This window comes from Massilicoli timonensis (genome assembly GCF_900199515.1).
Classification (GTDB): domain Bacteria; phylum Bacillota_I; class Bacilli_A; order Erysipelotrichales; family Erysipelotrichaceae; genus Massilicoli; species Massilicoli timonensis.
Genome location: NZ_LT963434.1, coordinates 657,703 through 673,640, shown reverse-complemented (window position 1 = coordinate 673,640; position 15,938 = coordinate 657,703). Strand labels below are relative to the sequence as shown.

The window sequence follows — 15,938 nt, the reverse complement described above, 5'->3', positions numbered from 1 at the left end:
ATGCTGATTTCACAGGTATAAGATAGGGGATGAAAGACATGGCGGAATATGCAGAAAAAAATTTAATGACGGAAGGAATCATTTGGAAAAAGATTACCTTCTTTGCCCTGCCGCTGTTTCTGGGAAACCTTTTTCAGCAGTTATACAATACGGCAGATTCTTTGATCGTCGGGAATTTCCTCGGCAGCAACGCCTTAGCTGCAGTCAGTTCTTCAGGTAATCTCATCTTTTTGATGGTCGGTCTGTTTAACGGTATTGCGATGGGCGCAGGGGTCGTGATCGCTCGCTATTTTGGCGCGAAGGATTATGAACACATGAGCAAGGCAATTCATACGACCGTTGCCTTTGGCCTTTTTGCGGGTATCGCTTTAACGATCCTCGGCATGCTGTTGGCGCCGCAGATCCTGATCTGGATGGGAACGCCGGAAAATGTCATGCCCGATTCAGTCGCCTATTTCAGAATCTATTTTCTCGGTTCACTGGGACTTGTCATGTATAATGTATTTGTCGGCATATTGCAGGCAGTCGGTGATTCCAAGCATCCGCTTTATTATTTGATCGTTTCTTCGATCGTCAACATCGTGCTGGATATCGTATTCATCACCGTCTTTCATATGGGGGTAGACGGTGCGGCCTATGCGACCATCTTAGCGCAGTTTATCAGTGCGATCTTATGTTTGATCCAGTTGCTTCGCACAAAAGAAACTTATCGCGTAGAAATCAAGAAAGTGAAATTTGATCTGCCGATCTTAAAAATGGTGATTCGCTATGGGCTCCCTTCCGGCCTTCAAAATTCCATAATCGCGATTGCCAATGTCGTCGTGCAGTCTAATATCAATGCGTTCGGTGAGATGGCGATGGCAGGCTGCGGCGCTTTTTCAAAGATCGAAGGCTTTGCTTTTTTGCCGATTACCAGCTTTACCATGGCGCTGACGACCTTTGTCGGTCAAAATCTGGGTGCCAAGCAATATGGCCGTACCTTAAAAGGGGCAAAGTTCGGTGTCCTGTGCTCGATGATCTTGGCAGAGCTGATCGGTCTTGCGATCTTCTTATTTGCCCCGCTGCTCATAGTCGCTTTTAACAATGATCCGCAGGTCGTCTTATATGGAAGCGATCGGGCACGTACCGCCGCATTCTTCTTTTGCCTGCTTGCTTATTCTCATTGCATTTCCGCTATTTTGCGGGGAGCGGGCAAATCAATGGTGCCGATGGTCGTCATGCTGGTATTCTGGTGCGTCGTGCGAGTGGCGTTTTTGATGATCATGGTGCCGCTCACCAATTCCATCAATATGGTGTATTGGGTTTATCCACTGACATGGACGCTCAGTTCACTTGCTTTCTTCATTTATTATCAAAAAGTAGACTGGCTTCATGCCTTTGATCGTCAGTCATAGAAATGAGGTGTATCATATGAAACAATTTCAATGGGAACAGCTTGTATCAAGCAAACGCATTCCCCCTAATCAGCCCAAAAACGATCTTTCCCTTCTGCGCAGTGAAGTGGAAAGCGATTATTACCGCATCATCAACAGCGCTTCTTTTCGGCGTTTACAAGATAAGACCCAAGTATTTCCACTTGATCAAAGTGATTTTGTCAGGACTCGTTTGACCCACTCCATGGAGGTTTCCGCTATCGCCAAACTGATCGGCAGACAAGTGTGTGCCAAGATAAAAGCGATGCAGCCATATAGCCATGAGATCATTGAAACATTGGCAAGCGCATCACTGATCCATGATCTGGGCAATCCGCCGTTCGGCCATTTTGGAGAAACGGCGATCCGCAACTGGTTTAAGCAGCATCTTGATGAATTGACCTATCACGGCAAAACGCTGCATGCGCTGTTAAAGGAGCAGGAACGCTGCGATCTGATGAATTATGAAGGCAACGCCCAGTCCCTGCGTATTGTAAACGGTCTGCATCATTTACATGGGAAAAACGGCATGCATCTTACTTCAGGCGTGTTGGACACCATCATAAAATACCCGTGCAATTCTTTAGAAGCAAGGAAAGAACAGGAAAAACCGAAAGCGCAGCGCAGCTTGCTGAAGAAAAAGATCGGCTATTACGCGAGTGAAGCAACTGTCTTTCAGGAAATAAAAAACAATACCGGCACTCTGCACGCCCGTAACCCTTTGACCTATATATTGGAAGCCGCTGATGATCTCGCCTATACCTTCTCTGATTTAGAAGATGGCTATAATAAAGGCTTATTTACGACCGATGATCTGAAAGCTGTCCTCCTAGCAAGTGATGATGAAAAAGGCTTGGCAAAGCTGGAAGAAAAGCTGAAGCAGACGACTTCCTCTCATGTGGCTTCCTATTATCCACATGATGGCAATAAGCAGGCTGTATTCAGTTGGCTGACATTAAAGCAGCTGTATTGCATCTCTGCTATTACCGATGCCTTTGTGACACATTATGATGCAATCATGGAGGGGCGCTTTGAAAAAGAGCTCATCGCGGTATGTGCACATGCGAAACTGATCTTGAACTTAAAGACATTCGCCTTTCAAAAGATCTACAATACCAGCTCGATCATTCAATTAGAGCTCATGGGCAATGAGATCATCTCTTATCTGATGGACTGTTTTGTAAATGCGCTGCTTCCTTTTGACAGCGAAACAGAAACGATGAGTGAAATGGAAGAAAAATATGTTTCACTGCTTTCGCATAATTATATGGATCATTATTTTATCGTTACGAAAGATTTGCCTGATGAGGAAAAAGTGTATCATCGTCTGTTGATGGCTGCTGATTTTATCGGCGGTATGACAGATCATTATGCAAAAACGCTGTATCAGCGTCTACGCGGCATCAATCTGTAATGGCATGTTCGTTAAATAGGATCAAATGATCGCGATAGTGCAGATGATTTGATCTGGGCACTGCCAAGGCATAAAAAGCTGCAGAACAATCATAAATAGGAAATCTAAACGATATTTTTCGTATCATCTGTATCGAATGGCACATTCTAACAAGGGAGGATCCGGCATTTGTGTGTTGCAACCGTTTTATAAGGACAAAAAAAGACATATTTCTTTATCATATCATTTGACGGATCAGATGAGAATGTGTATACTTGAAGCATGAGGTCATATGACTGACGGAACAGTGGAATAACCACATGGGAGTATGACAGAATCAAAGGCCGACCGTCTGGGCGTGAAGGAAGTCCGGCAGTGCGGTCTTTCTTTATAGACAGAAAGAGAGGACAGGTATATGGTGAAAGAATGGAACGGTTTTCAAACAGGAAAATGGTGTGAAGAAATTGATGTACGCGATTTTATTCAGTGCAACTATACACCGTATGAAGGCGACGACAGTTTTTTGGCAGAAGTAAGCGAAGCGACCGACCGACTTTGGAAAGAGGCGCTGGCGCTTTGTCAGAAAGAACAGGAAAAAGGCGGTGTGCTGGATGCGGATACCGCTGTCGTATCTACTTTGACATCGCATCAGGCCGGCTATTTGGATCAAAAGCTGGAAAAGATCGTCGGTTTTCAAACCGATGCGCCTTTGAAACGCGCCTTGCAGCCATTTGGCGGCATTAAGATGAGCGAAAGCGCCTTAAAGGCATATGGCTATGAGATCGACAAAGAGATCAAAGAGATCTTTACAAAATATCGTAAAACACATAACCAAGGTGTCTTTGACGCTTATACACCGGAAATGCGCAAGGCTAGACACTGTGCGATCATTACCGGTCTGCCGGATGCGTATGGGCGCGGCCGTATCATTGGCGATTATCGCCGCGTTGCATTATATGGAATCGATCGGCTGATCATAGACAAGCAAGAAGCGCTGGCTGCTTTAGATGGTACGATGACCGATGCGAAGATCCGCAGTCGGGAAGAGATTGCCGAACAGCTGAGAGCTTTGAACGATATGAAGAAGATGGCGGAGATCTACGGCTGTGATATTGCCAAACCGGCACAGACGGCGCAGGAGGCGATCCAGGCAGTTTATTTCGGCTATCTGGCAGCGGTGAAAGATCAAAACGGGGCGGCGATGTCCTTGGGCCGTGTATCCACTTTCTTGGATATTTATATTCAGCGTGATCTGGAACAGGGCGTGCTGGATGAAAAGGGCGCGCAGGAACTGATGGATCAGTTTGTCATGAAGCTGCGTTTGATCCGTTTTATGCGTACGCCGGAATACAATGAACTGTTTTCAGGCGATCCAAACTGGGTAACGGAATCGATCGGCGGTATGGGAACAGATGGCAGAACACTGGTAACCAAAAACTCATTCCGTATTTTACATACGCTTACCAATTTAGGGCCCGCACCGGAACCGAATCTGACCGTGCTTTGGTCGAAAGATCTGCCGGAAGGCTTCAAGCGCTACTGTGCGAAAATGTCGATCAAAACCAGCGCCATTCAGTATGAAAATGATGATCTGATGCGTATCGATATGGGTGATGATTATGGTATCGCATGTTGTGTATCCTGCATGCGGATCGGAAAAGACATGCAGTTTTTCGGCGCGCGCGCCAATTTGGCGAAAGCACTGCTGTATGCGATCAACGGCGGTATGGATGAAAAGAAAAAAGAACAGGTATCACCGCGTTTTGAACCGATCACATCTGATTATCTCGATTATGAGGAAGTCATGAAAAAATATGATCAGATGTTGGAATGGCTTGCCGGCTTATATGTCAATACATTGAATGTCATTCACTATATGCATGATAAATACAGCTATGAAGCAGCGGAGATGGCGCTTCATGATCAGGATGTTCGCCGTTTCTTTGCGACCGGTGTAGCGGGATTATCCGTCGTTGCGGACTCTTTATCTGCAATTAAATATGCCAAGGTAAAGGTCGTGCGTGATGAAGATGGCATCGCGGTCGATTTTATCCGTGAAGGCGATTTCCCGAAATACGGCAATAACGATGATCGGGTAGATGCGATTGCCAAGGATATCGTCAAGCGTTTTATGATGAAGATCAAAAAGCACCATACTTATCGTGAAGGTGTGCATTCTATGAGTATTTTGACGATCACCAGCAATGTGGTATATGGCAAAAAGACCGGTGCGACACCGGATGGCAGAGCGGCCGGAGAAGCTTTTGCGCCGGGGGCCAATCCAATGCATGGACGAGACTGCAACGGGGCGTTGGCATCGCTGGAATCAGTTGCGAAATTGCCGTATGACTATGCGCGCGATGGAATTTCCAATACTTTCTCGATCGTACCGGCGGCGCTGGGAAAAGACGATGCGAGCCGTGAGGCTAACCTGATCACATTATTAGATGGTTATGTCAAAGCGAACGGACATCATTTGAATGTCAATGTGTTTGATCGTGCGCTGCTGCTTGACGCACAGGCACATCCGGAAAAATATCCGCAGCTGACGATCCGGGTTTCCGGCTATGCGGTTAACTTCAATAAATTAACCAAAGAGCAGCAGGATGAAGTGATCAAGCGTACGATGCACGAACATTTTTAGAAACGTGAGCGGCGTTATTCACGTTCCTTCCTTGCAGATAAAAAGGAAGGACGCCATGCTTCGCTAAAAAGCAATATATCTTTCAAAAAATAATGCCTCTAAAGCAGAGTTAGGCGGAAATGCTCTTTGCTTTAGAGGTTTTTTATGCAGAAGCTTTTTGCGGCGTTAAAGGAAATACCCTTGTTATAAGCAATGTTATGTGGATATCATGATTTGTATAGAAAAAGATAGTGATCAAAGCGGGCAAGCAAGAAGTGCTTGATTTTTGTCATGATATTTTTTACTATTAAGAAATAGAAAGAAGGTGCGCTTGATGAAATATACGGTAGTCGGCATGCTTGCGCATGTAGATGCAGGAAAAACCACTTTATCGGAAAGTCTGCTTTACCAAAGCAAAACGATCAGAAAATGGGGCAGGGTCGATCATGGCAGCACCTTTTTTGATTATGATCAGCAGGAGCGAAAGCGCGGCATCACCATTTTTGCCAAACAGGCGCGGTTAAAGTGGAAGGATACGCTCATCCAGTTATTGGATACACCGGGTCATGTGGATTTTTCAGCAGAGATGGAACGGACATTAGGCGTATTGGATTATGCGGTCGTGATCATCAGTGCTTTAGACGGCGTACAGGCGCATACGGAAACGATCTGGAAGCTATTGAAGCATTATCAGGTGCCGACTTTCCTGTTTATCAATAAAATGGATATTACTTATGCTTCCAAAGCACAGCTGCTTCAGGAAATCAAAACGAAGCTGGGTGATGCCTGTGTAGATTTTACGGATATGGATGATGCTTTTTATGAACAGGCCGCGCTTTGTGAAGAAGCGCTGCTGGAAGAATATGCGCAAACGCTGCATATCAGCGATGCATCTTTACAAAAGGCGATCATGGAAAGAAAGCTGTTTCCTTGTTTTTTCGGGGCAGCCTTGAAACAGCAAGGTGTCGTCGCCTTTTTAGATGCACTGGATCGTTTTACGATACAGAAAACCTATCCGGATACATTCGGGGCAAAAGTATATCAGATCACTCATGATGAACAGGGCAGCATCTTGGCACATGTAAAAATAACCGGCGGGATCCTGCGGGCAAAGCAAGTATTGGGAAACAAAGAAAAGATCGATCAGCTGCGGCGTTATCAGGGAAATGATTTTCAGATCGTGCAGGAGGCAAAAGCGGGAGAGATCATTACCTTGAAAGGGGTACGACATCTTTATGCCGGGGCAGCGTTAGGGTATGAAAAAACAGAAAAACCGATGCTTGCCGCTTATCTTAATTATGTGGTGGAACCGCTGCAGCAGGTGGATTTGTTTCAGCTGCATCGTCAATTGAAAGAGTTGGCAAAAGAAGATCCACAGCTTCACGTAACTTTGAAAGACGGTACTTTGTTCATCCGTCTGATGGGAGAAATTCAAATTGAAGTAATAAGGCAGCTGATCGAAGCGCGATATGGTGTGTCGGTGGCATTAAGAGCGGATAAGGTGGCATACATGGAAACGATCCGGACGGCGGCAGAAGGTGTCGGCCATTTTGAACCGCTGCGGCACTATGCGGAAGTGCATCTGCTGCTAGAACCATTGCCACAGGGAAGCGGTGTAGAAGTACGCTCTGTCTGTCCTTATGATGAATTGGCGAAAAACTGGCAGAGGCTCATTCTCGATCATTTGGAAACAACGCAGTTCCCGGGCGTGCTTTGTGGGATGCCGCTGACCGATGTACGCATCACGCTGTTAAGTGGAAAAGCGCATTTGAAGCATATGGAGAGCAATGATTTCAAAGAGGCGTGCAATCGGGCGCTTCGTCAGGCGCTCATGAAGGTGGAAAGTGTGCTTTTGGAACCATATTATGCCTATGAAATGGAAGTGCCCAGCGCGCTTGTCGCCAAAGCAATCTATGATGTGGAAGCGATGCAGGGAACATTTGCCCTTGTAAGCGATAATGGAGAAAGTGCTGTTTTAAGCGGTCGTGCGCCGGTTGCCAAGCTGCATGGCTATCAGGGGAAACTGCATGCTTACAGCAAAGGAAAAGGAAAACTGTTCTGTTCGTTTGCCTGTTTTGCGCCTTGTGAAAACGCAGAAGCCTTGATCACGCAGATCGGTTATGATCCACAAAAAGACAGCGCATTTCCCTGCGGTTCTATTTTCTGCAAGCACGGCGCCGGTTTTTATGTGCCATGGGATGAAGTGGAGCATTATATGCACTTGCCTTATCAATATCAAAAAAAGGAAGCGGTGTTATCGCCGATCACCCATGAAACAAGCAAGCGGACGTATGGAGAAGAAGAACTGGAAGCGATCTTTCAAAGAACTTATCGCACCAAGGCGAAAGAGAATAAAAAGGCTTTCCACAAAACCGAAAAAATGAACAAGGAAACGACTGCCAAACAGCCAAGTGAGCGATGTTTGCTAGTAGATGGCTATAATTTGATCTTTTCATGGCCGCAGCTGCAGCAGATGGCAAAGGACAATATGGAAGGGGCAAGAAAACGGCTGATCGATATGATGGGGAATTATCAAGGCTATCACGGCGGCTTGTTGATATTGGTGTTTGACGCTTATCAGGTGGAGCGATCACAACCGATGATGCACAAAGACGGCGATATTTATGTGGCATATACGAAATATGCACAAAGCGCCGATCAGTATATCGAACAGGCAACCCATGAACTGGCAAGCAACTATCAGGTACGGGTGGCAACCTCCGATGGTGCGGTGCAGTTGATCAGCATGAGCCAGGGCGCACAGCGAATTTCCGCAAGAGAGTTCTTGAAAGAGGTGGAAGAAACCGGCGCCTTCTTATTAAAGGCCCACCAGCAACAAAATACCTATCATTTTGCACAGCCATTGGCGGCATTGAGAAAGCAGGATCATGATGCGGGACGCTCAGAAAAAGAGGATGAGCAAAATACTTCGTGATCAATGCAAGTGCATCATCCACGCAAAAGAAAGGATCAGGAGCGCAAATGGCAGAAGAGAGCGGATCTTTTCTGCTTTTTTTTGATTTTACTGTGAGGTTTATCCTTTTGATTACGTATGATAGGTGAAAGGGAAAGGAGTGAGCGCATGGACCATGGAGCAGAAAACTATGCCCGTTTTCTAAGCGGTGATGAAGATGGGTTCGTAGCAATCGTAAAAGCGTATAAAGACGGACTGCTGCTTTATATAAACAGCTATGTGCACGATATTTATGCGGCGGAAGAGCTCACGGAAGATACATTTGTGAAATTGGGCATCAAAAAGCCCAAATACAAAGGGCAGGCGGCGTTCAAAACATGGCTTTATGCGATTGCGAGAAATCTTGCGATCGATTATCTTCGCAAGCACGCAAAGCACCGGGAACAATCATTAGAGGGATACAGGGAAATCGGCGATGAACGAAACGAAGCGGAAGGGCTCTACCTGCAAGAAACACGCAAACGCTTGCTTTATCAGGCGATGGATCAGTTGAAACCGATTTATCAGCAGGTATTGTGGCTCTTGTATTTTGAAGGATTTTCACACAAGGAAATTGCGAAGATCTTGAAAAAAAGTGTGCACAATGTGGAAACGATCGCTTATCGCGCAAGGCTTTCTCTAAGAGCAGTTTTAGAAAAGGAGGGATTTTCAGATGAAGACATATGATGAAATGGCGAACAGTGCGCTGCGGCGGATCCATGCTCATGAGCAGCGTAGAAAAAAACAGTTTTGTATCGGCGCCGCACTGTCATTTTTAGTGGTGCTGGGCGGTTTTGGCATCTGGCAGCAGGGACAGGGACAAAAGCAGGAAACATTCAGTGCGGTCAAGGAAAAACAAACGCCACCGGCAGAAGAAGCACCGGTGTATGAAAAAGGCGGCGCTGATCAGTTGGGTTGGATCCGCTATGAAGGAAAGGAATATGTGCAGGTGGCGGGTGCAGATGTCTCACAGCTTGTCATCGGCGATTACATCGGACAGGCAAGTGAAATGCCGGGATCATACGAAAAAGACGCACAGACATCGCTTGGAATAGACGGTGCGCTATATCAAGTCGATGGACATGCAAAGTGGCTGCTGCTTCGTTTAGAAAATGGCGGTGAAGTGCTGCTCAGTGCATCAGGATCGTAAAAAAATGCCGTAGCGAATACGGCATTTTTAATTCGGTCGCTGGCGCAGGGTCAGCTGTACCTTGTGCTTTTCTTCGTCAATGCGATACACCCATACTTTTAACAGATCACCGACGGATACGACTTCGCTTGGATGCTGGATCCGCTTGTCTGAGAGCTGTGAAATATGGATCAAACCGTCTTCTTTCAGCCCGATATCGACAAATGCGCCGAAGTCCACGACATTGCGTACGACGCCCTCTAAGGCATCGCCGATCTGCAGGTCCTCCATCGTGAGGATATCGGTGCGTAAAAGCGGCCCGTCGTTTTGATCGCGGTAATCTCGCAGCGGTGCTTTACAAGCGTCTAAGATATCCTGCAAGGTATAGCGATCACAGTGCAGTTCGTCACAAAGCTTCGCAGGATCGGCTGTTTCCAGTATGGCTTTGGCATGTTCAGTGCCGATGTCGCCTGCTTCTAAGTGCAGCTTACGCAGCAAAGTGTTGGCAAGCGCATAGCTTTCCGGGTGGATCGCTGTGCGATCAAATGGATGCCTGCCGTTTTCGATGCGCAAAAAACCGGCTGCCTGTTCAAATGCCTTTGGCCCGATGCCTTTTACCTTGGCGAGTTCGGCGCGTTCTTTGATCTTACCATGCTGCTCCCGATAAGCGACGATCTGCTTGGCCATGGCACCGCTTAATCCCGCTACATGCTTTAACAGCGTTTCCCCGGCAGTATTGACATTGACACCGACCAGATTGACGCATTTATCAACGACAAAGTCCAGACGTTCTTCCAAACGCGCGTCCGGCAAGTCATGCTGGTACTGCCCGACACCGATCGAACGCGGGTCGATCTTGATGAGTTCACTTAAAGGATCTAATAGACGGCGGGCAATGGAAATTGCGCTTCTTTGTTCAACATGCAGGTCGGGAAATTCACTGATTGCCTGTTTTGACGCACTGTAGACACTGGCGCCTGCTTCACTTACGATCGTATAGGCGACATCTAGATGCGCTTCCTGGATCAGCGATGCGATAAAAGCTTCACTTTCTCTGCTGGCAGTACCGTTGCCGATCGCGATCAGATCAACGTGATGATCTTGACAGAGCTGGATGATCTTCTGCTTGGCTTGAGCAAGCTTGGCGTTTGGCTGGTGTGGGTAGATCACATCGATTGCCAACACCTTGCCGCTTTTATCAATGACCGCTAATTTACAGCCGGTACGAAAAGCGGGGTCAAGTCCTAAGATGGTCTTTTCCTTCATCGGCGGCTGTAACAGCAGTTTTTCTAAATTCATTGAAAAGACATCGATGCTTGCCTCCTGTGCTTTGGCGCTTAATTCACTTCGCACCATGCGCTCGATGGAAGGAAAAGCCAACCGTTTCAATCCATCCTGTATCGCTTTTTCGACCAGTTCGCTTGCTTCTCCCATCTGTTTGCGAAATATCCTGCGTTTTGTCCAATCCAGCAGATAATCTTCATCAAAGGAAAGCGAAACCTGCAGTACCTTTTCTTTTTCGCCACGGTCGATCGCCATGATCCGATGCGGCGCCAAGGTGGAAATGCGTTCCTCATAGGCATAATACATGCGATAGATCTTAGCTTCATCCTCTGCCTGTTTCTTTTTTATGCTTACAAGCTTGCCATAGCGCATCATGGAATCATAGATCTTATTTCGCACTTTTTGATCTTCCGCGATCTTTTCCGCAATGATGTCCATCGCTCCCTGTAAAACGGCTTCTTCACTTGCAAATGCTTCGCATATATGCGCTTTGAGCAAAGCATGATCTATTTTTAAGGGACAAGCGAGCAAATGCTCTGCCACCGGCTGTAAGCCTGCCGCGATCGCAATCCCTGCCCGGGTCTTCTTTTTCTGCTTAAAGGGACGATAAATATCTTCTACCTGTGATAATTTCGTACATGCCATCACTTCCGCTTTTAACGCTTCGTTTAGTTTGCCTTGCGTTTCGATCAAACGCAGCACATCTTCCTTGCGCTTGGCTAAATGTAACTGATACTGATGCTTTTCGGCAATGATACGGATTGCTTCCTCATCTAATGCACCGGTCATTTCTTTACGATAGCGTGCGATAAAAGGCACGGTTGCGCCTTCTGATAGTAATGACAATACGGCTTCTGCCTGTTTTGTTTGGATATGCAATTCTTCTGCGATTGCTTCAATGATGCTCATAAAACCTCCTGCGATCGCTTTGATCGATCTTGTACCATTATAGCGAAAACAGAATGCGCCTTGCAAATAAAAAATGAAATCTGTTTTTGATAGGAACATATCGCTTTCTGAAAGACATGCCGCTTCCTTATAAAATGACTTGGAAATTATATAAAAATATACTATAATTGTGCAGTAAAGCAAGATTTCATCAAAGCTTATGCACGATAGATAAAACAGGGGTGTCGAAAATGAGTGAATGGATCGTCAGCGCAGATCGAATCGAAAACTTTGCGCGCTTAAAAGAAGCAGGAGCAGATGCGGTACTGATCGGTACTGATTTTTATTCTGCAAGAGCGATGGCGTGCATAGCGCTGAGCGACTATCCCAAAGCTAAACAGGAAGCACAGCGCCTGTCTTTGAAGCTGTATGTGCTGATGAACCGCATGTTTGCGGAAACCGAGCTGGATGCGATGCGTGCACATTTGCATTTGTTGAAGGAATTAGATGTAGATGGGATCTATTATGGAGATGAAGGGGTGCTTTGGGAAAGCATGCGTTTAGGCATGCAGGATAAACTGATTTATCATCCCGATACGCTGCTGACAAACTCCTATGACGTAAATTATTATTTACAGGAAGGCATCCAGCGGGTCGTGCTTGCCAAAGAAATCACTTTGGAAGAAATCAAACAGATCGCCCATCACAGCATTCCTTCCCGCATTGAGCTGCTTGTGCATGGACGAGTCAATGTGATGCACTCGAAAAGATGGCTGTTAAGCGCCTATATGGAACATCTGGGAAAACCATGTGATCTGCATGCGCGTAAAGATCTTGCGATCATTGAAACAAAGCGGGAAGAAGCGATGCCGATTTTAGAGGATGATCTGGGTACCCATGTGTTTTCCGGCTATACGTTGGCTTCTTTTGAAGAGCTAGACGAGCTGTTGGAAGTCGGTTATACGCATTTTAGGATCGATGGGATCTTTTATGATATCGATTGGGTATGCGAAGCACTGCGTTTGTATCGAAGCGTAGAAGCAAAAGAAAGCAAGGGCAGAGAGGTTTTTAGATCGTATGCGCAGACACATCGTGAAGCGCACGTCGGCAGCGGCTTTTATTATAAGAAAACAGGATTGCATAAAGGATAAGACTATGAAGAGAGAAAGAGTTGAATTGTTATCTCCGGCAGGAGATCTGGAACGATTGAAAATTGCCGTTATGTATGGTGCCGATGCGGTCTATATCGGCGGAAAACAGTTTTCGCTGCGTTCACGGGCAAGCAATTTCGGTTTAACGGAGATCGCGGAAGGGGTGCGCTTTGCCAAGCAGTACGGTGCACGGATCCATGTAACGGTCAATATGCTTCCTCATGAAGCGGATCTGGAAGGTTTGAAAACGTATTTGCGGGAACTGGAAAGGATCGGCGTAACTGCGGTGATCGTCGCTTCCGCAGCCATCATGCAGATTGCCAAAGAAGTGGCGCCGCGTTTGGAAGTGCATGTTTCCACCCAGCACTCTACCACCAATTCATCGGCGATCGCCTATTGGGAAAAGAAGGGCATGGATCGGGTGGTGCTGGCAAGAGAGTGCAGCCTTGATGAGATCATCGCCACGACAAAGGCAAGCAATATTCCGATCGAAGCGTTTATCCATGGCGCGATGTGCATTTCTTATTCGGGACGCTGCGTGCTTTCCAACCATATGACCGATCGTGATGCCAACCGTGGAGGCTGTGCGCAGAGCTGTCGCTGGAAATATCGCCTGTATGAAAACGGGGAAGCGATCCATGATGAAGCAGATCCTTTTTCGATGAGCTCCAAAGATATGATGGCTTGCCGCTATATCCCTCAGCTCATTGAAGCGGGCGTTGCCTCTTTTAAGATCGAAGGCAGGATGAAATCGGTTTATTATATCGCAACCTTAGTAAAGACCTATCGCATGCTGATCGACGAGTATTATGAAAAAGGTGTGATCAGTGAGGAGCGTATGGCTTATTATGAAAAAGAGTTTGCCAAGGCGGAAAATCGACCCTCCGGGGTAGGTTTTTATGCAGGTATGCCGCGTGCGGCAGGGCATTTATATGAGGAAAGCAGAAATCCATTGATTCAGGAATTTATTGCCTATATACTGGATTATGATGAAAAAACACAGATGGCCTATATCGAGGTGCGCAATCATTTCGCGGTCGGTGCAGGTGCGGAAGTGTTTGGACCAAACTGTTTGAATCGTCCCTTTGTGATAAGCGACTTGTTCGATGAAAACAAAGAAGCGCTCAGCGTAGCGAAAACACCGATGCAGCGGCTTTATATGAAAATACCGTTTTCGGTAAAACGTCATGATATGATCAGAAGGAGAAGAAGCATATGAAATTAAGCAATCGTTTCTTTTATACGTTAAGAGAAAATGTAAAAGATGAAGAAAGCACAAGCGGCAATCTGCTGGTGCGGGCAGGAATGATCAAAAAGTCAAGCAATGGCATTTATATGATCATGCCGATGGGGAAAAGAGTATTAGCAAAGATCGAACAGATCGTAAGAGAGGAAATGGACGCGGCAGGCGCACAGGAACTCATGATGCCTTGTTTGATCCCGGAAGAGGTTTATGAAAAAAGCGGAAGACGTGATGCCTTTGGCTCTAATATGTTTTCCTTAAAAGATCGTTATCGGAAAAACTATGTTTTAGGACCGACCCATGAAGAACTGTTTACGATGGCGGCGATGATGAACGGACGCTCTTATAAAGATTTTCCTTATAATCTTTATCAGATCAATACGAAATACCGGGATGAAACAAGACCGCGTTTCGGATTGATCCGCGTACGGGAATTTATCATGAAAGATGCGTATTCTTTTGATATTGATGAAGCGGGGCTGGATGTTTCCTATGGCAAGATGTTCCGCGCTTATCAGAATATCTTTGATCGCTTAGGACTGCACTATAAGATCGTAAGAGCGGATACCGGTGCGATGGGCGGCATGTTGTCGGAGGAATTTCAGGCAATCTCCGCGATCGGCGAAGATGTGGTGGTCGGCTGCAGCAACTGTGATTTTTCCTCTAATCTGGAAATTACGGAAGTCGTTTCTACTGCCGCACCAAGTGAAGAAGCGTATCGGGAAATGGAACTGGTCCATACGCCGCAGGCAAAAACGATCGATGAAGTGGCGGCGTTCATGCATGAGCCGGCAGATCGCTTTGTCAAGACGCTACTTTATCGCGTAGATGGAAAACTGTACGCCTTTTTATTGAAGGGCAAGCGAGAATTGAATGAAACAAAGGTATTGAAGCTGTTGCATGCCAATGAAATGGAACTGGCTTCTTTTGAAGATGTGGAACAGGCGACGAACGCCAAGGTCGGCTTTGCGGGACCGATCCATTTGGAAGTCCCGATCATTATGGATCGTGAAGTGGCGGGTATGCGCAATTTTATTACCGGTGCCAACAAAACCGATCATCACTATAAAAATGTGAATCTGAAAGATTTTACGGTAGAAACCGTTGCCGATATTGCGGCAGTGGCACAAGGGGATGTATGTCCGATCTGCGGTCAGCCGCTTACCTTCGATAAGGGCATTGAAGTAGGCAATACGTTTAAGCTGGGCACCAAGTATGCGCAAAGCCTGGGCTTGCAATATCTTGACGCCAATAATCAGCTGCAGCCGGTGGTGATGGGAAGCTATGGCATCGGTTTAGAGCGTTGCATGGCGGCAGTCGTAGAGCAGTACAATGATGAAAACGGCATCATCTGGCCAAAAGCCATCGCACCTTTTGATTTAGGGATCGTGATTGCCAATGCTAAGGACGAAGCGCAGATGGAAGCGGGATCACGCTTATATGATCTGTTGCAAGAACATGGCTATGATGTATTGTTAGATGATCGCAAGGAACGTGCCGGAGTAAAATTCAAAGATATGGAACTGATCGGCTTACCGCTTCGCATTACCGTCGGCAAACGTATCAATGAAGGCATTGTCGAAGTCAGAGAACGTACGGGAAAGGAAAACGTCGAAGTAGCGATCGCAGACTTGCTTTCTTATTTGAAACAGCTGTAGACGGCAGGTATGCATGAGGCAATGAACATTGATCAAAAAACGATAGAAAGAGAAAGAGGACGTTAACAAGCGTCCTTTTTTATCGGAAAGCTGTTGATAAACAAGTGATGAAAAAAGACATGTGATGTTTTTTCTCTGCTTTTCCTGATAGAAAGCCGTGCTGATCGCATACTGCCTGCTAATCTTTTATGGTATTTTTCAGTC

The 15,938-nt window shown here is 46.3% G+C and carries 10 protein-coding genes and 1 riboswitch; of the genes, 9 read left to right on the top strand and 1 reads right to left on the bottom strand.

Translation table 11 applies throughout. The features are described 5' to 3' along the window. Positions 1–38 precede the first annotated feature (38 nt). The 6 genes from C1712_RS05305 to C1712_RS05280 all read left to right on the top strand — a co-directional run bounded on the left by C1712_RS05305 (position 39) and on the right by C1712_RS05280 (position 9,531). Positions 39–1,394, top strand: coding sequence for an MATE family efflux transporter (locus C1712_RS05305; RefSeq protein WP_245858066.1), 1,356 nt, complete (start codon positions 39–41; stop codon positions 1,392–1,394). 16 nt (positions 1,395–1,410) lie between these two features. Next, on the top strand, positions 1,411–2,826 hold the full coding sequence (locus tag C1712_RS05300) for a deoxyguanosinetriphosphate triphosphohydrolase (RefSeq protein WP_102267473.1): 1,416 nt from the start codon (positions 1,411–1,413) through the stop codon (positions 2,824–2,826). A gap of 261 nt (positions 2,827–3,087) precedes the next feature. Next, a riboswitch (ZMP/ZTP riboswitch) is annotated at positions 3,088–3,170 on the top strand. A 50-nt stretch (positions 3,171–3,220) separates the two neighbouring features. Next, the gene (gene pflB, locus C1712_RS05295) at positions 3,221–5,449 is read left to right on the top strand and encodes a formate C-acetyltransferase (RefSeq protein ID WP_102267472.1); all 2,229 of its coding nucleotides are present in this window, start codon (positions 3,221–3,223) and stop codon (positions 5,447–5,449) included. Between the two features lie 313 nt (positions 5,450–5,762). Beyond that, complete coding sequence (locus C1712_RS05290) at positions 5,763–8,363, top strand: translation factor GTPase family protein (protein ID WP_102267470.1); 2,601 nt, start codon at positions 5,763–5,765, stop codon at positions 8,361–8,363. A gap of 147 nt (positions 8,364–8,510) precedes the next feature. Further along, positions 8,511–9,068, top strand: a complete 558-nt coding sequence (locus C1712_RS05285) for an RNA polymerase sigma factor (RefSeq protein WP_102267468.1) — start codon at positions 8,511–8,513, stop codon at positions 9,066–9,068. Then, entirely contained in the window at positions 9,055–9,531 is a 477-nt protein-coding gene (locus C1712_RS05280) for a hypothetical protein (RefSeq protein ID WP_102267466.1), read from the top strand. The genes C1712_RS05285 and C1712_RS05280 overlap by 14 nt, the downstream gene beginning before the upstream one ends. A gap of 27 nt (positions 9,532–9,558) precedes the next feature. On the opposite strand, the gene C1712_RS05275 is transcribed toward C1712_RS05280, so the two are convergent. Next, positions 9,559–11,703, bottom strand: a complete 2,145-nt coding sequence (locus C1712_RS05275; protein ID WP_102269767.1) for a Tex family protein — start codon at positions 11,701–11,703, stop codon at positions 9,559–9,561. A gap of 230 nt (positions 11,704–11,933) precedes the next feature. Between C1712_RS05275 and C1712_RS05270 the strand changes: the two genes are divergently transcribed. Genes C1712_RS05270 through C1712_RS05260 form a run of 3 tightly spaced genes read left to right on the top strand, consistent with a single transcriptional unit; the run spans position 11,934 to position 15,734 of the window. Further along, entirely contained in the window at positions 11,934–12,833 is a 900-nt protein-coding gene (locus C1712_RS05270) for a peptidase U32 family protein (RefSeq protein ID WP_102267464.1), read from the top strand. A gap of 4 nt (positions 12,834–12,837) precedes the next feature. Then, on the top strand, positions 12,838–14,052 hold the full coding sequence (locus C1712_RS05265) for a peptidase U32 family protein (RefSeq protein WP_102267462.1): 1,215 nt from the start codon (positions 12,838–12,840) through the stop codon (positions 14,050–14,052). Then, on the top strand, positions 14,049–15,734 hold the full coding sequence (locus tag C1712_RS05260; RefSeq protein WP_102267460.1) for a proline--tRNA ligase: 1,686 nt from the start codon (positions 14,049–14,051) through the stop codon (positions 15,732–15,734). The genes C1712_RS05265 and C1712_RS05260 overlap by 4 nt, the downstream gene beginning before the upstream one ends. Positions 15,735–15,938 lie beyond the last annotated feature (204 nt).

Coding starts and splice junctions, on each gene's coding strand:
- C1712_RS05305 (WP_245858066.1), top strand. CDS start 39: ATGGCGGAATATGCAGAAAAAAATTTAATGACGGAAGGAATCATTTGG.
- C1712_RS05300 (WP_102267473.1), top strand. CDS start 1,411: ATGAAACAATTTCAATGGGAACAGCTTGTATCAAGCAAACGCATTCCC.
- pflB (WP_102267472.1), top strand. CDS start 3,221: ATGGTGAAAGAATGGAACGGTTTTCAAACAGGAAAATGGTGTGAAGAA.
- C1712_RS05290 (WP_102267470.1), top strand. CDS start 5,763: ATGAAATATACGGTAGTCGGCATGCTTGCGCATGTAGATGCAGGAAAA.
- C1712_RS05285 (WP_102267468.1), top strand. CDS start 8,511: ATGGACCATGGAGCAGAAAACTATGCCCGTTTTCTAAGCGGTGATGAA.
- C1712_RS05280 (WP_102267466.1), top strand. CDS start 9,055: ATGAAGACATATGATGAAATGGCGAACAGTGCGCTGCGGCGGATCCAT.
- C1712_RS05275 (WP_102269767.1), bottom strand. CDS start 11,703: ATGAGCATCATTGAAGCAATCGCAGAAGAATTGCATATCCAAACAAAA.
- C1712_RS05270 (WP_102267464.1), top strand. CDS start 11,934: ATGAGTGAATGGATCGTCAGCGCAGATCGAATCGAAAACTTTGCGCGC.
- C1712_RS05265 (WP_102267462.1), top strand. CDS start 12,838: ATGAAGAGAGAAAGAGTTGAATTGTTATCTCCGGCAGGAGATCTGGAA.
- C1712_RS05260 (WP_102267460.1), top strand. CDS start 14,049: ATGAAATTAAGCAATCGTTTCTTTTATACGTTAAGAGAAAATGTAAAA.